The following is a 20,539-nucleotide window of genomic DNA, read 5'->3' on the forward strand; positions in this document are numbered from 1 at the left end:
AATTATTGTTTGTTATTTTTCTTTTCTTCTTCCGAATCCGGTTCAACGTCGTCATCGTCGAACAGTATCCGCATCGATGGAGTTTCGTTATCGTCGTATTGCCCCGATCGAACGGCCCAGATAAATGCGCCCAAAAAAATGAGAGCTGCCAGTAAACTTACTCCAATCAGCAGATAAAAAATATTCATTATTGCTCTTTGCCGGCACGTTTAATTTTAAAAATCTGAAATACCACGTAGCCAATTGTTCCCCACGCTCCCAAAACCGCTGCCAGGTACGACAATAGCAACCAGGTTTGAATATTCTCGTTGGTCGACCATAGTATTTCCCGTTGTATAAGTTTTGGTGTTGGTTTTGGTTGTCCCACCTTTGCGGCATCCAATACAACCTGATCGGTAATAAAACCTTCACCCAGTTCAACTACAATGTTTACCATTCCTTGTTCGTCTCCGATCAGCGTTTCAGGAATTTTGTATTCGGCTCGCCCTTCTTTATTGGTAAGAATTTCACCAATTGGCAGTGTTCCGAAAGCTTTTTTTGCCCCGATAAAAATTGGTGTTTCGGCAAGTACCACATAGTTACTGTCTTTATCCTGGAACTCAGCAAAAACTTCCACCGACTTTTCTGTTTCGTTAACCGAAGCCAGAATTTTGGCTTTTTTAGGCGGTGCTTCAACTATTAAAGGTTCGTTGGCAGGATTGTAATTGCGAATGTAATTTACCAAACGCCAGCGGTCATCTTCCGAAAGCGTCGTTTCGAACTGAGGCATACCACCACGTCCGTGCGTAATTTTATAAAACATTTCGCCTTCGGTCTGCGCCTGCATAATGTCGCTGGCAATATCGGGTGGGGGAGGAACCAATGGTAATCCGTTACCTTTTCCCGGATCGCCGTGACACGACTTACAGTTTTGTAAATACAGGTCTTTACCCTTTTTTACATTTGCCAGGTTATATTCCGAAGGATTCTGAACATTTTTCTGATCTTCAGGAACCAACCATTCCTGTGCCATTCCCTGCTGTGCAAAGAAAATTAATGCGATGAATAATATTTTGATCTTCATGTTCTTTTATTTTTTCGGTTCAGAAAGAATTGCTTTGTCAACTCCTTTGTCTTCAGCGTATTCCCAAATGGTAATTACAGGGAACATTTTTGCCAGGACAGTAATAATTAGTAAAGCCGCTGCAAATGAGAATATCGTAATCATTATCTCGATACTTGAAGGCGAGTAATGTTTAAAATAATCAGGAACATTTTGTACCGGTAAGAAAGGATGCTCCATGGTAGGAACAACAATAATGTATCGTTTTAACCACGATGCTATCAGTACAAAAACTGATATAATAGTTAGTGGTAAAGGTTTTCTGAAGAACTTGAAAAGCATCAGGAAAATAGGTAAAATCAATCCGGTAATTTGTGTCCACCAGAACATAGGAGCAAAACTTCCAACAAAAAGGTTGCGAAGGTGAATGCCTTCAGCAGTTTTCATTTTATAGGCCGGTACCCAAAATTCGTTGATATTAAAATACAGGTAAACCAAACAAACAAAAACCAGCAGTTTTCCCATATAGTCGAAGTGCAACTCTTCAAAATAATCACGCAATCCGTAACGAACCCGGTAGGCAAACATTAAGATTACCACCGCTGCCGCACCGGCAACAAATGCACCGGCAACAAAGTAAGGTCCGAAAATGGTAGTATCCCAACCCGAACGCAAAGTGGCTGCAAATAACCACGAAGTTACGGTGTGAATAGATAAACCTACCGGAATGATAAGGATCATCAGAACACGCATGGCATGGTAAACCAATTTGTATTGTTCGGCATTTCCATTCCATCCCAATGCCAGTATTTTATAAATCTGCATTTTCCATTTCGGAATATCGTCGCCACCACGATCGCGAATTAATGCCAGATCGGGAATGAGCGGAATATAATAAAGTAATACTGAAATGGTCAGGTAAGTAGTAACTACGGTAACATCCCAAATAATTGGAGATGCAAAACGTCCGTGTAGAAATACATTGAGAAAGCGGTCGGGACGTCCCATGTCGTTAATAATAATAATACCGGCTAAAGCTACCCCGGCAATCGCAATCTGCTCCGCCACCCGCGAAATGGGGTGCGACCACTTTATTTTTAATAAGTGCAACGAAGAACTGATTAAAAATCCGATCAAACTTATTGCAACAAAAAATACAAAGTTGGCAATGTACATTCCCCACGATACGTAGTCGCGCATTCCGGTAACACCCAGTCCGTCGCGAATCTGGATTCCCCAGCCCCAAAGTCCAACACCGGCAAACATTATCAGTAAGAAATACCAAAAATGCGTGAGTTCGTCGCGTTTTACAATCGAGCGGGTAAGATCGAAGGTAATTTTATCGAGTAATTTCCGGGATTCTTCCGGCGATTTTGTTTTTTCCATCGTTTAAAGATTAGTCGGTTTATGAGTGGTGTTCTTCAATCTCGCCTTGAAAAGGGAAAGCCCTGTCTTTTGGTGGCAGGTAATAAACCCTCGGTTTAGTTCCCAGTTCTTCCATTAAAGTATATGCAGCATTGTCTTTAATCAATTTGCTGAAGCTGGTAGTCTCGTGAGTCGTTCCGTTTGTAACGGCATCCTCGTTCTGATCGCCAAACCAGTAAACGCCATTCGGACAGGCAGAAACACATGATGGAAGTTTTCCGTCGCGCAGGCGGTCGGCACTAAACAAGCATTTTGAAATGGTACCTTTTTTCTGTGGAACGTTGGCTTCAATGTTGTAAGTAACACCTTTGTATTTGTCGGCATCGCGTGGTTCAAACCAGTTAAAAACCCTGGCAGAGTAAGGACAGGCAGCAATACAAAAACGACAACCGATACAACGTTCGTTATCGATCAATACAATTCCGTCTTCGCGCTTAAATGTTGCATTAACCGGGCAAACCTTTGTACACGGCGGGTTGTCGCAGTGCTGACAAGGTTTTGGCATGTAGTACGGGGCAGTGTGCTCGGCATCTTGCATTTGCAACACATTAATATGGTGTTGCTCCGGACGCAACTGGTGGTGGTTTTGGCAGGCTTTCATACACTGGCGTGCATTCCGGCATTTCGATAAGTCGATAACCATTACCCATTTGCGGTTTGGCAGTCCTTTTCTTCCACGTTCCTGATTTACAGAAAGACTTGGCATATCTGCCGGTTTAAGTTGCGCTTTGTCAACTTCAACAAGCTCCCCGCTCGAGGTGAGTAGCTTTATTTTGTCACCCGTGGCCGTTTCAACCTGGTTACACGAACTCAATATACTTGAACCTCCTACCAATCCGGCAGCACCAATGGATACTCCCAGCCTTTTTACGAAGCTCCTACGCGATTTATTTTCCATAGACTAACATTTTTTACGACGATGACAGCTTTAAAAGTGTCGTTGCCCAGCTAAATTTAGTTTCTCAACCTTACGAATTTATAAAATAAGCACAAAGCTACAAACTATTTGTATGCATCAAATAATAAAAGACAAAAAAGACTTTAAATGTTATAAGTGAGTTAGTTACAGGGATTTTATGCAGTCGGATATTTAATTTTTGGTATAATAACTTGATATATGACCAGATAGGTTTTAGAGCATAAAAAAAAAGTTTTTTGGGGTGAACAATTGTATTGGGGTGTTGTTTAATAAAGATTTTTTTGCCGGATTAACCGTTGTATATTTGTGACTAGTATCACATAGAAACATGCTGAATAACATATTCTAAATAAGCACTGGTTGATACTCAGATGGGCTAAAGTTAGGGTATTAGCTGAAAATTCAAGCCTTTTTACATTCTTATTTATACGACGAAATATCTGCTCCTAAAGCATGATCGATAAAAAATGAAAATAAACTGATGCTTTACATAAACATTATCAGGGTTTTGTGGTTTTAAGATATGATATAAGGTAAAAAGGTATTATAATGTTTCGTTAGAAAATGAAAAATGATAAAACTTAAAACCTGTTATAACGTACTATTCATTTAAAAACTAAAATAAACCTTGCCGTATCGAACTGGCTCCTATGAAAAAAACTGTGAATTATATTATCGCAACTGTTGCAGGTATTTTTCTGTTACTTGCCACTGATTCCAATGCTCAAAGTATAATTAATCCCGCGGCTACCGATGACGATGTTGAAATAGGCATTGTTGAACACCTCGACGATTATTTACCCGACAGTATTTCGCTGATTAACGAAACCGGCGAACAGGTTTGGCTGGCCGATCTCATTGATAAACCAACCATCCTGAATTTTGTGTACTACCGCTGTCCGGGAATTTGCAGTCCTTTAATGGAAGCTGTGGCCGGGGTGATGGACAAATCAGATCTTGTTCCGGGAGAAGATTACCAGGTGTTAACCATAAGTTTTGATCCACGCGAAACCATTGATCTGGGAATTCGAAAAAAGACGAATTACCTACAGTTGATGAATAATCCGGAAAAGATAGAAGAAGCAAAAACCGGTTGGCTCTTTTTTGTTTCCGATAGTGCGAGTATTATTAAAGCTACCACTGCAACGGGTTTTAAATACAAAAAAACCGGAAACGACTTTTTGCATGCAGCATCGTTAACAGTCGTAAGTCCCGATGGTAAAATCACCCGTTATCTAAACGGTCTGTATTTTTTGCCGTTCGAATGGAAAATGGCGATTGTTGAAGCCTCGAAAGGGCAATCGGGCGCAACCCTGAACAAAGTATTACGATTTTGCTATTCCTACGATCCGCAAGGACAAACATATGTATTAAATATAACTAAAGTTAGCGGAACCATAATTATGTTTTTCGCGCTGGTTTTACTGCTGTACCTGGTAATAAAACCAAAGAAAAGAAGAAAATTAAACTAAACTTTATGCATACAACAAATGCTGTTAATGGAGCAAACTACTTAACCTATCAGGGGAAATACAAAGGTTTGCTCGGTTGGATTTTTTCAACTGACCATAAACGTATTGGTCTTCTTTATCTGTATTCGATAGCTACCATGTTTGCAACCGGTGTTTTGTTGGGGCTCGCCATGAAATTTGAATTACTGGCTCCCGGTAAAACAATTATGGATGCACAAACTTACAATGCAACGTTTACAGTTCATGGTGTTATAATGATTTTTATGGTGGTTGTGCCCGGCTTGCCCGCGGTTTTCGGAAACCTCATGATGCCGATTATGATCGGGGCAAAAGATGTGGCCTTTCCGAAACTGAATCTGCTTTCGTGGTGGTTGTACATTGCAGGAGTGGTTTTGGTACTTTGTGCGCTGCTGTTTGGATCGGGTTCGCCCGACACCGGCTGGACATTTTACGCTCCTTACAGTTTTAAAACAGGGACAAACTTACTACCCGCCGTATTTGGGGCGTTTGTTTTGGGTTTTTCATCCATCTTAACAGGGTTGAACTTTTTGGTGACCATTCACCGCCTGCGTTGCCCCGGTCTGAAATGGACAAAACTTCCGCTTTTCGTGTGGACATTGTACGGAACAGCCTGGATACAATTATTGGCAACACCGGTTGTTGGAATCACGTTGGTATTAGTTGCACTGGAAAGAGTATTCGGAGTTGGTGTTTTCGATCCGGCACTGGGAGGAGACCCTGTTCTGTATCAGCACCTTTTTTGGATTTATTCGCACCCGGCAGTTTATATTATGATTCTGCCTGCTATGGGAGCTATTTCTGAGATTATTCCAACATTTTCGCAAAAACATATTTTTGGATATAAAGCAATTATCGCTTCAACACTGTCAATTGCATTTGTGGGTTATTTGGTTTGGGGCCACCACATGTTTACTGCAGGAATGAGTGGAACCGCACAATACTATTTTTCACTCCTCACATTTATTGTTGCCATACCAAGTGCAATAAAAGTTTTTAACTGGATATCGACGATGTATAAAGGATCGATAAATATCCAGACGCCCTTTTACTGGGCGGTGTCATTCATTTTTGTGTTTATGGTTGGTGGTTTAAGCGGCCTTGTTTTGGGTTCGCTGGCTACCGATATTTATGTACACGACACTGCCTTTGTTGTTGCCCACTTCCATTACATTGTTTTTGGCGGAACAGGTTTTGCCTTTTTTGCGGCAATGCATTACTGGTTCCCAAAAATATTTGGAAGAATGTATGATAAGGCCTGGGCTAATATTGGCTGGCTGGTTTTCACGATTGGTTTTCTGGCCTTGTATTCCCCCATGTTCTACCTCGGAATGATGGGAATGCCACGGCGTTATTACGACTATCTGGAAGAGTTCCATGGAGGAAATATCCTGAGCACCTTAGGCTCGTGGGTATTGGTAACCGGTTTTATCATCATTGTTGTTAACCTGGTTCGTTCGGCCCGAAAAGGTGAGCCGGCAGAGGTAAATCCATGGCACAGTAAAACACTGGAGTGGACAGTGCCATCGCCGCCGCCCGTATTGAATTTCGAGAAAGAACCGGTATTGGGAGAAAAAGACGGACCTTATAACTACGACTAATATGGCTGAACATCAACATGTGCATATAGAACACCCCGATATGTACGATCCTGAGTCGTCGAAAATCGGAATGTGGCTGTTTATTTTTACCGAACTACTGTTGTTTGGCGGCCTGTTTATTGTATACTCGGTTTACCGTTATATGAATCCCGATGCGTTTCATCTTGCGGCCGAAGAACTAAACACCTTTATTGGGGCGTTTAATACTGTCATCCTGTTAGTGAGTAGTATGACGATTGCGATGTCGACAACCGCTTTGCAAAAAGGGCACAAAAAAGTAGCCATTGCACTGGTTGTAATAACATTCATAATCGGTATTGGCTTTTTAGTGAATAAGTATTTTGAGTGGGGCGTAAAATTTTCGCACGGTATTTGGCCGGGATCGGAACAGATGCTAAATGAAATGAGCCAGGGTGAAATTCTTTTCTTTGGTTTGTACTTTGTAATGACCGGCTTGCACGCACTGCACATTATTGTGGGCCTCGTAATTATGGGATTTGCAATCAGAGGTGTTGCCAACGGAAAAGTAAATGCCAAACGCCCGTCCTTACTCGATAACTGCGGATTGTACTGGCACCTTGTCGACCTCATCTGGATTTTCCTGTTCCCGCTATTTTATCTCATCCATTAAAACTAACACTATGTCAGAAGATAAACATCATCATATCGTTCCATACCGATTATACGTCATCGTTTTGGTGGCGCTGCTGGCATTAACTTTTGCCTCGATAGGAATAACATCAATTGAATTGGGCGAATTTACCGTTGCTGCAGCATTAATATTTGCCATAATAAAATCGATTTTGGTGTTAACCTACTTTATGCACCTGAAATACGACAAACCATACATTAAACTTATGGTGGCCTTTGTGTTTGCCATTTTTGTGGTTGTAATTGTGATAACCTTTTTAGATTACCTCTATAGAGTATAACTATGTATAGCTCAGAAATAACCAAAGCCTCAAATTTTGTTCAGGGTGTCGACACTGCATTTCTTGTCATAATGGGTATATCGTTTTTGTTCCTCATAGGGCTAACGGTAGTAATGCTGGTGTTTATTTTTAAATACAACAAGAAAAAGAATCCGAAAGCAACCCAGATTGAAGGAAGTACCAAACTCGAAATTATTTGGACTGTTGTTCCGTTTCTGATTACCATGCTGATGTTTTATTACGGTTGGGCAGGTTGGAAACCCATGCAAAAAGTACCAAAAGATGCAATGGAAATTACCGCCTATGGACGGATGTGGAACTTTAGTTTTGAATACGAAAACGGCCGTCGTACCGACACGCTTTTCCTGCCAAAAGATCAGGCGGTTAAGTTAAACCTGGTGGCTATGGATGTATTACACAGTCTATACATTCCGGCTTTCAGAGTGAAGCAGGATATGGTGCCCGGAAAGAAAGATAACTTCATGTGGTTTGAGCCGCAAAAAGTGGGAACTTACGAGTTGTATTGTGCCGAATATTGCGGATTACAACACTCCTACATGTACACTTATGTGGAGGTGATGGAAAATGATGCTTTTCAGGAGTGGATAACCGATACCACCAATGTCGCAGCTTCGGCAGCAGTAATGGATTCGCCCGCGGCAACAGGTAAACGTATAATGCAAAATATTGGTTGTTTTGCCTGTCACACACTCGACGGTACCAAATTGGTTGGACCAAGTTTTAAAGGAATTTGGGGAGCAGAACATACAGTTGAAACCGGACGCGAAAAACGACAGGTTACGGTTGACGAAGAATACATCAGAAGATCGATTTACGATCCTAACGCAGATATCGTTGACGGCTTTAATAAAGGATTGATGCTTTCGTACGAGGGGCAACTTTCGGATGATGATATCGACAATATTATTGAATACCTGAAAACAGTGAAATAACGGTGAATTTCGAATGATGATTAACGATTTCAGAACTAATAGTTAAGATTCTATTGTGTCTTATGTGCCTTATATGGTTCAAATAACAATGAAACAGCAGCTAAAAATAATATACGAATTAGGCAAAGTGCGAATATCACTTCCAATTGCTTTGTCGGCATTAACAGGTTATGTGTTGTACACCAAAAATGTTGATGCACAAGGGTGGTGGTTGTTGCTGGGCGTATTTTTAATGGCTTGCAGTTCGAGTGTTATCAACCATTGGCAGGAGCGCGATGTAGACGCACAAATGCCACGCACAAAAGACCGTCCGTTACCAAGTGGAAGAATCAGTCCCCAAAATGCTTTGTTGGTGGCCATTGGTTTTGCTGTTTTAGGCTCAATTATTCTCCTGCTCAGCAATCCACCTATGGCTTTGTTTTTAAGCTGGCTCACGCTTTTCTTTTACAATGGCATTTATACTCCGCTAAAAAAAGTGTCGGCTTTTGCAGTTATTCCCGGATCGATGGTTGGAGCAATTCCTCCAATGATCGGATGGGCCGGAGCTGGAGGAAGTCTTTCTTCTGAAATTATTCTGTTGGTCGCCGCTTTCTTTTTCATCGGGCAAATTCCGCATTTCTGGTTGTTGCTACTTATGTTTGGCGAACAATACAAACTGGCTAAAATGCCAAGCTTAAATCAACTATTTTCCGATCTGCAAATAAAACGTGTCACCTATACATGGATTCTTACAACGGTTGCATCGGCATTTCTGGTTATCTTTTTTGTAATCGGCAACAAACTGATCATGTTCTTGCTGATGTTCTACATCTTTTATTTGCTTTCGTCGCTAACCATGGCAGTTTTTGTTCAGGACGAGTTTAAAGTACGTCCATCTTTCTACAAACTCAACTTCCTTTACCTTTTTATGATGATCTTTTTAATTGTTGACAGTTTGGTTCATACATAAAGCTGTGTAACCCTTCTGTGCCGTTTATTTTAACTACATTTGTAAGCACATATTAAAAGTATTGAATGACGTTTGAAGAACTTGGCATTAATTACGATTTGTTAGATGCCATAGAATACATGGGATTTAAAAATGCGACTCCGATTCAGGAGCAGGCAATTCCCATTATCCTGGAAGGTAGCGACCTTATAGCCTGTGCCCAAACCGGAACAGGAAAAACCGCAGCATTTTTACTCCCGATTCTTGATTTAATTGCCGATTTACCCGGAGGAGAAACCTCAACGCTGATTATTGTTCCAACTCGCGAGCTGGCCATGCAAATCGATCAGCAGGTACAGGGAATAGGTTATACCATGGGCATTCATTCCATTGCATTGTACGGCGGTGGCGATGGCGACGAATGGGGACAACAAAAAAAGGCACTTACAAAAGGAGCTGATATTATTATCGCGACTCCCGGAAAATTGATATCTCACCTCAACCTGGGCTACGTAAAATTTGACAAGATCGAATTTCTGATTCTTGATGAGGCCGACCGAATGCTGGATATTGGTTTTTACGAAGACATTACAAAGATTATTTCGTACCTGCCAAAGGAGCGCCAAACGCTGATGTTCAGTGCAACCATGGCACCTAAAATCAGGAAGCTGGCATCGGAAATTCTGAATAAACCAAAAGAAATAAATATTTCGCTGTCGAAACCGGCAGAAGGAGTACTGCAGGCCGCTTACCTCACTTACGATAAACAGAAAAACGACTTGGTTGCGCACCTCATTTCAGAGAATCCCGATTACAGCAGTGTCATCATATTCTGCTCAACAAAACGGGTTACCAACGAGCTGGCTCGAAAATTAAAAAAGAATGGTTTTCAGGCTGAAGCTATTTCGTCGGATCTGGAGCAGCGCGAACGCGAAAATGTGCTGAACGGATTTCGTTCACGGCGCATTCGTATTTTGGTGGCTACCGATGTAATGAGCCGTGGTATCGACATTAAAGACATTAACCTGGTAATCAATTACGACGTGCCGGGCGATGCTGAAGATTACGTACACCGCGTTGGACGTACTGCCCGTGCCGACTCAACAGGTGTGGCACTAACGCTGGTGAACGAAGACGACATGTACAAGTTTCATCGTATTGAAGAGTTGATCGAGCGCGAGGTTTTTAAAATTCCATTGCCCGAGCAGTTTGGTGAAGGTCCGGCTTGGAGAGCACCTTCTAAAAAGAAAAAGAACAAACACGGGAAATTTCATAAATACAAAAAGGGAAACAGCCAGCACAAACACCGTCAGTCGTACCACAAAAAAAAGAAATAATGAATTGGAAAGGACTAGCCACTTTCATTTTAGTTCTAGCTTCATTTAGCTTATTTGCACAGGAAAATCCACTAAGTCGTTTTGAAACTATTATTGGTCACTGGGAAGGAACCGGCGAAGGTTTTGGCAATGCAAAATCTCAGATAACTGCCGATTATTCGTGGCTGATGAACAAACAATACATCGAAGTTAAACACCATTCGGAGTTTGAACCAACACCACAAAATGCCGAAGGAGAAAAACACGACGATAAAGGAATTATAAGTTTCGACAGCGCGAGAAAAGTGGTAATGTTTCGTCAATACCACAACGAAGGTTATTTTACCGAATATGCTTTGAATGATTCCATTTCAACACCAGAGCAACTGGTTTTTGAAACCGAACGAATTGAAAACTTTGTTCCGGGAGGCCGGGCACGTTTTACGATTAATATTTTAGGCGACAACGAAATTGAAACGGTTTTCGATGTCGGTTTTCCGGAGCGTGAAATGGCTTGTTTTGGCACCAACCGATTGAAGAAACAATAAAAAATCCACCGGCTTTCACCGGCGGATTCCCTCTCTACAACTTCCCTCGTTTACTTACTCTTCCGAATTGTTACCTTAATAATTTTATTTACATCCGGGTAGGTGAAGCCGTCGTCAAGCAAACGAACTACTCCTCCTTCATCTTCATCCATCGATTTTGTTCCCGGGTATTCGTTCACTTCTGTGCCGGCATCCCACAACATCACTTCATCGGTAATGTCCTGATCTGCGTTTCCGAAATTCAGTTTAATTCCGCTGTCGCCAAAGGCAAAGAAAATATCATTTGAATTACCCAACATACTCGCAATACTCAGGTACTGGTTTGGTTTAGCGTCGATGCTAAAAGTGTATTTATCGCCAGGAAAAAGTGGCCCTGCACTATTCCCCCCATCAGGAATTGCGTAAGCTCCGGCATTATATCCCATTCCAACTAAACTGACAGCCAAATCACCCGGATTTCCGGTTTCTGCCAATAGTTCCAATCCTTCTCCACGGTCAGGAGTGTTATTGGTAAAAATTGGCATTTCATCTTTTTCGTGCACTGCCCAAAGTACGGGAGCTATTGGCGAAACATAACCGCTGTGCATTTCAAGGTACTCACCAAGCGGACCCGCATTTCCGGTTTCTGCCAATGCTTCCAGCCCCATTCCATAATCCAGCTCACCTTCCATAAAAATCGGATGTTGATCCATTGAATGAACAACCCATGCAACCGGAGAAAGTGGTGTTGCCGATCCGGGCAAAACGTTAATTGTTAACGTAAACATGCTTTCACCTGAGTAGTCAAGCAGTACCTGAATGTTTTCTTCAGTGGTAGAAACCATGCCAATCGGGTTACTTTCTTCTTCGTCGCTTGTCGATCCGTCAACCTCTGTTCCGGCATCCCACAAATAAATCATGTTGGTAATATCGCCTTCCAGTGCCGATCCACCGGGGAAAAGTTCAATTCCGTCATCGCCGGGTGAATAAAACCAGTCGTTCGATGCACCGTACATCGATGCAAATGATAATTTGTGATTTGGTCCGGCATGAAAATTCACCGTAATCGTTTCGCCGGGATGAGCCGGAGGTGCTGCATCGCCGCCGGTAACGCCAAATTCAGCTCCTGCCTCAAAATAGTTGTAGTGCACCGACACGTTTTCAACTGTTATAGTGTACATTTTTGCCGGAACAACATCGGGTAAGGTTCCGCTTTTTGTTTCCGGTTCCATCATTTCGTCCTTTTCACATTGTGTAAAAAGTAATACAGCCAAAGCTGCGACCATTGTAAATCGTAATGCTTTCATTTTTTTAGATTTTAATGTTATCTGAAATCAAAATTCCGAAGAAAGTATCACGACAAAGTCACAAGGATTTCAAGCTTTTATAAACTTTTTTATGGTGTGGTAAAATTTTAAGATTGCTTCGGTCACAAGCTCCCTCGCAATGACGATTAGTCGTAAAAATACCGGTAGCGGACATCAACGAAAGTGGTTCCGGCAGGATTTTCTCCTGTCCGCTGCCCTACACTTTCCCATTCAGTTTGTCATTGCGAACGAAGTGAAGCAATCTATTTGTATGTATTTATTTTTATCGGACAGCAGTGAAAAGATTTATTTCTTACCTGGATTGATGTTCAATTATGCTGAAAAAGCTATCGGAAGATCGAAGATAAATTTTGCCCCTTTTCCGTACTGGCTTTGCACCCTGATTTTCGAATGATGCAGGTCCATGATCTTTTTAACGATGGCCAGTCCGAGGCCTGTGCCGTGTTCATCGTTACGTCCTTTAAAGTAGCGCTGAAATACGTTCGGAAGGTCTTCCTGTTTAATTCCCGGGCCGGAATCTACCACACGGATTTCTACTTTTTCAGGTTGTTTTGCATCAATTTCGATATGAATACTATCGCCCTCGCGGCAGAATTTCATCGCATTATCGATCAGGTTTTGTAATACCCGGTTAATCAGCGAAATATCAGCTTCTACCACAGGGACATTTTTCGCGATTACCGTATCGATGTTAATACCTTTCTTTTGTGAAAGAATACGGTATTTATTTACGATATCGTACACCAACTCAGAAATGGAAAATGGCTCGGTGTGCAGTTCTATCTGGTTGGTTTCGAGTTTCGATAACTCGAATAACTCTTCCACTAGTCGCTGCAAACGACCACAACTTTTAAAAATGATCTGATGGTATTTGTTGCGTTCGTCATCCGAAATATTATCCTGTTTCAGGATTAGTGTTTCGGCATAACCCTGGATTGATGCCACCGGCGTTCGCAGATCATGCGATACATTGCTTATCAGTTCGCGTCGTAGATTATCGACACCTTTCAATTCGCTGATGTTTTGTTCAATGGTGTCGGCCATTTGGTTAAAAACAAGGGCAATGCGGTCTAATTCGCCTTCACTTTCAACAGCAATTCTCGATGCCAGATTTCCTTTTTCGAATTCCTGAATTCCGTCAATGATAGGGTTCAGTTTTTTGGTAATAAACCAAATGGCAAGCAGACCCACCAGCACCGAAATAATCAGAATAATGATAACCGAGCGGATAGACAGCCCCAGAATGTAACTGCCGATTACAGTTTGCGCTGCCGAAACATATTCCTGGCTGGCCAAAACAATATAAATGTATCCTTTTAAAACATTATCTTCCGTAATGGTGGCAGCCGAGAATGTTTTAAACTCTCCCGGATTTCGGGGATCGTCACCATAAATAATGCTATGATCCGGATCGGCAATAAATTCTTTGATCGGTTCCAGGTTTACGCTTTCGAGTTTAACGACTTTCTCAGGTGCAACGTAATTGAGTATCTTTCCATTGGGATCAAGTAAATACACTTCAACGATGGGGTTGATTACCATCATCGAGTGCATGATGTCGGCAATGGCCTCGTCGCTGGCAATGTCGTCTTTCATCAGCGGCTGAATAACTTCAACTGTGCTGGTGGCCAGGTCACGGTTCAAACGCTGGTTCACCTCCACCGAATAGTTGGCCGACGATTGCACCGAAATATACAGCGCAATGGCCGTAAACATAATTAATACAATCAAAAATATGGCTGAAACCTGGAGGTATAAACGGTTAAATATTTTTGTCTTCATCTTGTCTTGCTTTTAATTTTCTCTGAATTTGTATCCAACTCCCCAGGTCGTAAGAATATATTGCGGTTCGTTCATATTGGTCTCTATCTTCGAGCGCAAACGGTTAATGTGCGAGTTTACCGTGTGCTCAAATCCTTCGAATTCGTAACCCCAAATCTGGTTGAGTAACTGCATTCGCGTGTACGTTCTTCCCGGGTGCGCCGCCAGGTAAATCAGCAGGTCGAATTCTTTTGGCGAAAGTTCAATTCTGTTTCCGTTTAATTCCACAATCCGCATTCCTTCATTAATATACAGATCTTCGAAACGATATTCTTTTTCTGCTGTTTCGTCATTCTTTTGTGAAGAATCGTAACGGCGGAGAACAGCTTTTATCCGGGCCAAAAGCTCGCGAATACCAAATGGTTTTGAGATATAATCGTCGGCACCCATTTCAAGTCCGAGTACTTTATCGATCTCTTCCGATTTCGATGTGAGCATTAATATTGGTGTATTCACCTTTTCCATTCGCAGCCGTTTACAAATCTCAAAACCGTCGAGATGGGGAAGCCGAAGATCTAGCAAAATAAATCGGTACTGGTTGTTCAGCGCCTTCATTAAACCATCTTTTCCGTCGAATGCTTTGTCAACTTCCAGGTCCATATCGGCCAGATGAATGGCAACCAATTCGGAAATATCCTTGTCGTCTTCAATGATCAATGCCTTTTCCATGATATTGTTTTCTTAATTGAACAGGCGAAAGGTAGTTTGGGTTTATCACAGAAGTATCACAAAAGAGTAAATCTTGTGATTCATGGTGTTGTTTTTCAGCGTGATAGTGGTTTTGTTTCCGTGTATGTGTCGTTTTGAGTCACTATTTATTGTATTTGCTAGCTTATATATAATTATGTTGTATCTTTGATTAAGACCACTATTATTTAACCAAAATTCATACCCAATGAAAACCACGACTCTTCTTTTATGTATTTCCATGTTTTTTTGCTCTCAGGTTCTTTTTGCCCAAATGCAGGATTCAAGTATTGTAAAAATTGAAACCAGTGACGGAAATGAATTTTTTGGGCAAATCGTAGATGAAGATGCAGAAATAATTATTCTGGAGACAAAATCTCTGGGGAAACTCACAATTTCTAAAAACGACATTAAATCCAGGACACTAGTATCGCCTGATCAGATTAAAGATGGGCAGCTTTGGTTTGAAAATCCTCAGGCAACAAGATACTTTTGGGGTTCCAATGGTTACGGGCTAAAAAAAGGAGAGGGATATTACCAAAATATATGGGTGCTCTGGAATCAGTTTTCGGTGGGAATTACCGATAATTTCTCCATTGGAGCAGGCATTATTCCACTTTTTTTATTTGATGGTTCACCTACGCCGATATTTATTTCTCCCAAAGTATCCATTCCGATTCAACCCGATAAGTTTAATATTGGAGCAGGCGTTTTGGCCGGTACTGTTCTTGGAGACGATTTTACCACATTCGGTTTATTGTACGGAACGACAACTTTTGGAAGCCGGGATAAAAATATATCGTTGGGATTGGCCTACGGATTTGCCGACGGTGAAATGGCAAATGCACCATTGATAAACGTAAGTACATTGATCCGGACTACACCAAGGATGTACTTTATTTCCGAGAATTATATTTTACCTTTTGATGATTCTTCGGGTGTTATCCTCGGATTGGGTGGCCGGTGGATCATTAAAAAAGCAGCTCTCGATTTTATGGGAGTTATCCCAATAGCGGAAGATATGGGTGGTTTTGTCATCATTCCAATGCTAGGTTTTTCAATTCCGTTTTAACAGATAAGCCGTAATCTTTGCCTTTTCGCTTTTTCATTGTATTTTTGCAGCCCTAAAAATGTATAAATGAGCAGGGTAGTAGTTGGACTTTCCGGAGGTGTCGATTCGAGTGTGGCGGCCTGGCTGTTGAAAGAACAGGGGCATGAGGTGATTGGTTTGTTTATGATTAACTACCGCGAACGCGAAGGAGTTCTTACAAGTTCTTGTACTTGGGAAGAAGACTCGTTGATTGCCAAAATGGTTGCCAAAAAGCTTGATATCCCGTTTCATATTGTCGATTTAAGTGAGGATTATAAAAAGCGCGTGGTGGATTATATGTTTGCCGAATATCAGGCCGGGCGCACGCCAAATCCTGATGTGCTTTGTAACCGCGAGATTAAGTTCGATACTTTTATGGAGGAGGCCCTGAAGTTTGATGCTGATTTTGTGGCAACAGGTCATTACTGCCGAAAATCGGAGGTTGAAGTAAATGGACAGACCATTCATCAGCTTTTGGCGGGAAAAGATCCGAATAAAGACCAGAGCTATTTCCTGTGTCAGCTAAATCAGAAACAGCTTTCGAAAGCAATGTTTCCGGTGGGAGAATTGCTGAAGCCAGAGGTGCGCGAAATTGCACGTGAGCAAAACCTGCCAACTGCCGAGCGTAAAGATTCACAAGGAATTTGTTTTGTTGGTAAAGTTGATTTGCCGACCTTTTTGCAGCAACAGTTGGAGCCCAAAGTTGGAAATGTAATCGAGATTCCTGCCAAATTTATGGAAAAGAAAAAACAGCTTGAAGTTTCGGAAGAAAACTATAAAAAACTGTGTTTCCATTTTCCGTATAAACCATGGAATGGCGAAGTGATCGGCGAACACCAGGGGGCACACTTTTATACTGTTGGGCAGCGAAAAGGACTGAATATTGGTGGCCGCAAAGAGCCACTATTTGTAATTGGAACAGATGTAAAACGCAATATAATATACGTAGGCGAAGGTTTTGAGCATCCCGGTTTATACCGCAAAGGATTGTTTGTGGCTACTGAAAATGTGCACTGGATTCGTCCCGATTTGAAAATGCAGGTTGGCGAAAAGCGCGATTTTGATATCCGTATTCGATACCGTCAGCCACTGGAAAAAGGAACGATTCATATGAAAGAAGACGGTGCCTGGTTTCTGTTCGAAAACGAACAACGCGGAATAACCTCGGGGCAATTTGCTGCCTGGTACCTTGAAGATGAACTGATTGGTTCGGGAGCGATTTTATAAAAACTTCAGGCTTCGGTCTTCCGACTTCCGACTTTAATATTAATTTCGTAGAAAAATATTTTCACATGATAAAATCAATGACCGGCTTTGGTAAAGCTGAATTCGAGGTAAACAACAAAAAGATTACCATCGAAATTAAATCGCTTAATAGTAAACAGATCGATATTAATACCCGTACTCCCGCCTTGTACCGCGAAAAGGATATTATAATTCGTAAGGCGATTGCCGAAAAACTGATGCGAGGAAAGGTTGATTTTAACATTTATGTGGAAAACCTGGGCGATGAAACCAATTCAAAAATCAACGAGTCGATTTTAAAAGGTTATTACCACCACCTGAGTGATATAAGTAAAGAACTTGGTTTGGATGTTGATCAAAGTACATTACAGGCAGCCATGCGTTTACCCGATGTGGTGAAAACCGAGTACGAAACACTCGACGAATCAGAGTGGGAAACTATCTATGCCAATATTCTTGCGGCACTAAGCGATATTAACGATTTCCGTGCAACAGAAGGCGAAGCACTTGAGGCGGATATTCTTGGTAATGTTGAAAGCATCAGTAATTTATTAAAACAAATCGAGCCATTCGAAAAACAACGAATCGATGCATTAAAAGTACGCCTGACGGATAACCTGGAGGCACTGAAAATGAATGGTAATGTCGATGAAAACCGTTTTGAGCAGGAACTGATTTTCTATTTAGAGAAACTGGACATCAACGAAGAGAAAGTTCGCTTGGCTAACCATTGCGAGTACTTCTTTGAAACGGCAAAACAGAATGGCGCATTGGGTAAAAAGCTTGGTTTTATTTCGCAGGAAATTGGTCGCGAAATCAACACCATCGGATCAAAAGCCAACGAAACCAATATTCAACGTATCGTTGTGCAGATGAAAGACCATTTGGAGCGCGTAAAGGAACAATTATTGAACGTGCTGTAGTCGAAAAAAGCTTGCGGCTTGTGGCTGGCAGCTAGTAGCTAAAAATCATGAAAGGAAAATTAATCATATTTTCAGCTCCATCGGGAGCAGGGAAAACTACCATCGTAAAACATTTATTACAACAAGGTTTCGATCTTGAATTTTCAATATCGGCAACCAGTCGTGAACCGCGCCACACCGAAACGCACGGAAAAGATTACTACTTTTTGTCGGGTGAAGAGTTTTTGGCAAAAGTGGAAAACGAAGAGTTCCTCGAGTGGGAAGAAGTTTATAAAGGAACCAGTTACGGCACCCTAAAAAGCGAAGTTGAACGAATTCGTGAGCAAGGCAAAAATGTGGTTTTTGATGTTGATGTGGTTGGTGGCCTGAATATTAAAAAATACTATGGCGATGAGGCGCTGGCCGTTTTTGTGCAACCGCCTTCGGTTGAAGAGTTGCGTAACCGTTTGGTTGGACGATCAACCGACAGTGAAGAAAAAATTGCCATGCGTGTGGCAAAAGCCGAGCACGAGTTGAGTTTTGCTTCACAATTTGATGTAGTAATTGTAAACGATAAATTGGAGGAGGCCATTACGGAAGCCGAAAAGGTTATCACTGAATTTCTGAAGAAATAACGAAATTGATTTTCTGTCATTTCGATCGAAGTGAGATATCTGTTACTTTCGTAGCTTCGATCAAAAGATTTCTCGTTCGTTCCACTCTCTCGAAATGACAATTAAATTCGTATTTTGGTAGTTGAAATTGATTTCGCATGAGTAACATCGTTACCGACATACTCGCACCTAAAACCAATCTGCAGTTAACGGTTGGGCTTTATTTCGGAAGCTATAATCCCATTCATATCGGGCATTTGGCTATTGCAAATTATATGGTTGAATACACCGACATCGACCAGCTTTGGTTTGTCGTTTCGCCGCACAATCCGCTTAAAAAGAAAAAAAATCTTTTGGATGATTACCAGCGACTGGAAATGGTTCATCGCGCAATTGAAGGTGACGATCGTTTTCGGGCTTCAAATATCGAATTCAGTTTGCCAAAACCCAGTTACACCGTTGATACGTTGGCCTATTTAAAAGATCAGCATCCAAACTATCGTTTTAAAATATTGATGGGTTCGGATAATCTCGAGAGTTTTCACAAGTGGAAGAATTTCGAAACCATTATCGACGACTACGGAATAATTGTGTATCCGCGTCCCGGTTTTGATCCAAAGAAAGTTCAGGTTGAGAAAAATATCACAATTGTAGGTGATACTCCGTTGATGGAAATTTCGTCATCGTTTATTCGTAAAGCCATAAAGGAAGGAAAGGATGTGAGGCATTTTCTTCCGCAAAAAAGCTGGGAATATCTGGAGGAAATGAATTTCTACAAGTAGTTAAATCACTCCTTCGCGAACACAACGGGCAATGAGTTCGGTGGTGTTATTACAATCGGTTTTTTTCAGAATATTTTTTTTGTGGGTATTAATAGTGTGCGGCGAGATATTTAAAACTTCGGCTATCTCGGCAAATGTTTTTCCTTTGGCAATATTGGCAAGTATTTCTATTTCGCGTGTGGTGAAAAGCGTATGATAGTTGAGCTCTTCCGGATGAAATTCGTCATCGGTTGATAGCGAATAATAGGATGGCAAACCATCGCCAATAAATGAAATCTTATGATCGATAGCCATGTTCAGGTGAGTTACGTCGGTGTGAATACCTAAAACCTGTTGCACCTTGCCGTCCTCTGAAAGTGTCAATGCTTTCGACTGCTGCAAAATGGTTTTGTAGTTTCCGTTGGCATGACGCAGACGTAAAAGATAAACGACTTTATATTTTAATATTTGTTCTTTTGGAATCCGGTTAAGGATAAATTCTATCGCTTTTGCTTCTTTTCGGTGCATTTGTGCCTGATCTTCGGGGTGCACCAGCTCAAACATCCGTTCAAGATTCCAGTCTTTAATGTTTACACCTAAAACCGTTTCAATTCGCGCATCAACGTAATCCATCTGGAAGGTCCCAAAGTTCATGATGTAATAATAGAAACTTCCCGGAGTGAATAAATTCACTACTTGCTCAATTATATTGAGGTATAACTCCGTTTTTACCGGAATTTTAACCTTATTAGGCTCCCAGGCTTTTTTTATCTTGTTAATACTCTTTTCGTCCATGGCTGAACAAATGTGTGAAATTCCCAACTGGCAATGTACGCAAAAATACCCAATTTTAGGTATTTACTTTTAGGCATTCGTGATATAACTTGCAGAAGCTTTAAAAAAGCATAAAACGAGAATAAAGACGTTCTCCGGTCACACGAAATTCATAAAAGCAGGA

At 41.4% G+C, this 20,539-nt stretch carries 21 protein-coding genes; 13 read left to right on the forward strand and 8 right to left on the reverse strand.

Going from position 1 to position 20,539, the window contains the following annotated elements; all coding sequences use genetic code 11:
- Nucleotides 1–2: 2 nt before the first annotated feature.
- From ccoS to SLH46_RS04240, 4 genes are read right to left on the reverse strand one after another with little or no spacing between them, the layout of a single operon-like run.
- Nucleotides 3–188: a cbb3-type cytochrome oxidase assembly protein CcoS gene (ccoS, locus tag SLH46_RS04225; protein WP_320279906.1), complete on the reverse strand. Its 186-nt coding sequence runs from the start codon at nucleotides 186–188 to the stop codon at nucleotides 3–5.
- A complete protein-coding gene (locus SLH46_RS04230; RefSeq protein ID WP_320279907.1) occupies nucleotides 188–1,063 on the reverse strand; it encodes a c-type cytochrome in 876 nt (291 codons plus the stop codon). Before SLH46_RS04230 ends, ccoS begins: the two co-directional genes overlap by 1 nt.
- A gap of 6 nt (nucleotides 1,064–1,069) precedes the next feature.
- Complete coding sequence (gene nrfD / locus SLH46_RS04235; protein ID WP_320279909.1) at nucleotides 1,070–2,428, reverse strand: NrfD/PsrC family molybdoenzyme membrane anchor subunit; 1,359 nt, start codon at nucleotides 2,426–2,428, stop codon at nucleotides 1,070–1,072.
- 19 nt (nucleotides 2,429–2,447) lie between these two features.
- Nucleotides 2,448–3,365, reverse strand: a complete 918-nt coding sequence (locus SLH46_RS04240; protein ID WP_320279910.1) for a 4Fe-4S dicluster domain-containing protein — start codon at nucleotides 3,363–3,365, stop codon at nucleotides 2,448–2,450.
- Nucleotides 3,366–4,036: 671 nt separating this feature from the next.
- On the opposite strand from SLH46_RS04240, the gene SLH46_RS04245 reads away from it, so the two are divergent.
- From SLH46_RS04245 to SLH46_RS04280, 8 genes are all read left to right on the forward strand, one after another.
- Nucleotides 4,037–4,858: an SCO family protein gene (locus tag SLH46_RS04245; RefSeq protein WP_320279911.1), complete on the forward strand. Its 822-nt coding sequence runs from the start codon at nucleotides 4,037–4,039 to the stop codon at nucleotides 4,856–4,858.
- Between the two features lie 5 nt (nucleotides 4,859–4,863).
- Nucleotides 4,864–6,477, forward strand: coding sequence for a cytochrome c oxidase subunit I (locus tag SLH46_RS04250; protein ID WP_320279912.1), 1,614 nt, complete (start codon nucleotides 4,864–4,866; stop codon nucleotides 6,475–6,477).
- A gap of 1 nt (nucleotide 6,478) precedes the next feature.
- Entirely contained in the window at nucleotides 6,479–7,108 is a 630-nt protein-coding gene (locus SLH46_RS04255) for a cytochrome c oxidase subunit 3 family protein (protein ID WP_320279914.1), read from the forward strand.
- Between the two features lie 10 nt (nucleotides 7,109–7,118).
- A complete protein-coding gene (locus SLH46_RS04260) occupies nucleotides 7,119–7,409 on the forward strand; it encodes a cytochrome C oxidase subunit IV family protein (protein WP_320279916.1) in 291 nt (96 codons plus the stop codon).
- Between the two features lie 2 nt (nucleotides 7,410–7,411).
- Nucleotides 7,412–8,362, forward strand: a complete 951-nt coding sequence (gene coxB / locus SLH46_RS04265) for a cytochrome c oxidase subunit II (protein WP_320279918.1) — start codon at nucleotides 7,412–7,414, stop codon at nucleotides 8,360–8,362.
- An 88-nt stretch (nucleotides 8,363–8,450) separates the two neighbouring features.
- A complete protein-coding gene (locus SLH46_RS04270) occupies nucleotides 8,451–9,311 on the forward strand; it encodes a protoheme IX farnesyltransferase (protein ID WP_320279920.1) in 861 nt (286 codons plus the stop codon).
- A gap of 65 nt (nucleotides 9,312–9,376) precedes the next feature.
- Nucleotides 9,377–10,627, forward strand: coding sequence for a DEAD/DEAH box helicase (locus tag SLH46_RS04275; RefSeq protein WP_320279921.1), 1,251 nt, complete (start codon nucleotides 9,377–9,379; stop codon nucleotides 10,625–10,627).
- The gene (locus tag SLH46_RS04280; protein ID WP_320279922.1) at nucleotides 10,627–11,154 is read left to right on the forward strand and encodes a hypothetical protein; all 528 of its coding nucleotides are present in this window, start codon (nucleotides 10,627–10,629) and stop codon (nucleotides 11,152–11,154) included. Before SLH46_RS04275 ends, SLH46_RS04280 begins: the two co-directional genes overlap by 1 nt.
- A gap of 50 nt (nucleotides 11,155–11,204) precedes the next feature.
- Here SLH46_RS04280 and SLH46_RS04285 read toward each other — a convergent pair whose 3' ends face one another.
- The 3 genes from SLH46_RS04285 to SLH46_RS04295 form a co-directional block, all read right to left on the reverse strand.
- Complete coding sequence (locus tag SLH46_RS04285) at nucleotides 11,205–12,440, reverse strand: spondin domain-containing protein (RefSeq protein ID WP_320279923.1); 1,236 nt, start codon at nucleotides 12,438–12,440, stop codon at nucleotides 11,205–11,207.
- 333 nt (nucleotides 12,441–12,773) lie between these two features.
- Nucleotides 12,774–14,243: a sensor histidine kinase gene (locus SLH46_RS04290; protein WP_320279924.1), complete on the reverse strand. Its 1,470-nt coding sequence runs from the start codon at nucleotides 14,241–14,243 to the stop codon at nucleotides 12,774–12,776.
- A 12-nt stretch (nucleotides 14,244–14,255) separates the two neighbouring features.
- The gene (locus SLH46_RS04295; protein WP_320279925.1) at nucleotides 14,256–14,951 is read right to left on the reverse strand and encodes a response regulator transcription factor; all 696 of its coding nucleotides are present in this window, start codon (nucleotides 14,949–14,951) and stop codon (nucleotides 14,256–14,258) included.
- Nucleotides 14,952–15,177: 226 nt separating this feature from the next.
- Here SLH46_RS04295 and SLH46_RS04300 point away from each other — a divergent pair, with 226 nt between their 5' ends.
- From SLH46_RS04300 to nadD, 5 genes are all read left to right on the forward strand, one after another.
- Complete coding sequence (locus SLH46_RS04300) at nucleotides 15,178–16,041, forward strand: hypothetical protein (protein ID WP_320279926.1); 864 nt, start codon at nucleotides 15,178–15,180, stop codon at nucleotides 16,039–16,041.
- A gap of 66 nt (nucleotides 16,042–16,107) precedes the next feature.
- Nucleotides 16,108–17,286, forward strand: coding sequence for a tRNA 2-thiouridine(34) synthase MnmA (gene mnmA / locus SLH46_RS04305; protein ID WP_320279927.1), 1,179 nt, complete (start codon nucleotides 16,108–16,110; stop codon nucleotides 17,284–17,286).
- Between the two features lie 65 nt (nucleotides 17,287–17,351).
- Nucleotides 17,352–18,227 carry a YicC/YloC family endoribonuclease gene (locus SLH46_RS04310; RefSeq protein ID WP_320279928.1) on the forward strand — a complete coding sequence of 292 codons (876 nt, stop codon included), beginning with the start codon at nucleotides 17,352–17,354 and terminating at the stop codon, nucleotides 18,225–18,227.
- Nucleotides 18,228–18,274: 47 nt separating this feature from the next.
- The gene (gene gmk, locus SLH46_RS04315; protein WP_320279929.1) at nucleotides 18,275–18,841 is read left to right on the forward strand and encodes a guanylate kinase; all 567 of its coding nucleotides are present in this window, start codon (nucleotides 18,275–18,277) and stop codon (nucleotides 18,839–18,841) included.
- 137 nt (nucleotides 18,842–18,978) lie between these two features.
- Nucleotides 18,979–19,602 carry a nicotinate (nicotinamide) nucleotide adenylyltransferase gene (nadD, locus tag SLH46_RS04320; RefSeq protein ID WP_320279930.1) on the forward strand — a complete coding sequence of 208 codons (624 nt, stop codon included), beginning with the start codon at nucleotides 18,979–18,981 and terminating at the stop codon, nucleotides 19,600–19,602.
- Here nadD and SLH46_RS04325 read toward each other — a convergent pair whose 3' ends face one another.
- Nucleotides 19,603–20,376 carry a LuxR C-terminal-related transcriptional regulator gene (locus SLH46_RS04325; protein ID WP_320279931.1) on the reverse strand — a complete coding sequence of 258 codons (774 nt, stop codon included), beginning with the start codon at nucleotides 20,374–20,376 and terminating at the stop codon, nucleotides 19,603–19,605.
- Nucleotides 20,377–20,539 lie beyond the last annotated feature (163 nt).

The sequence above is a fragment of the Draconibacterium sp. IB214405 genome, assembly GCF_033963885.1.
Taxonomy (GTDB): Bacteria; Bacteroidota; Bacteroidia; order Bacteroidales; family Prolixibacteraceae; genus Draconibacterium.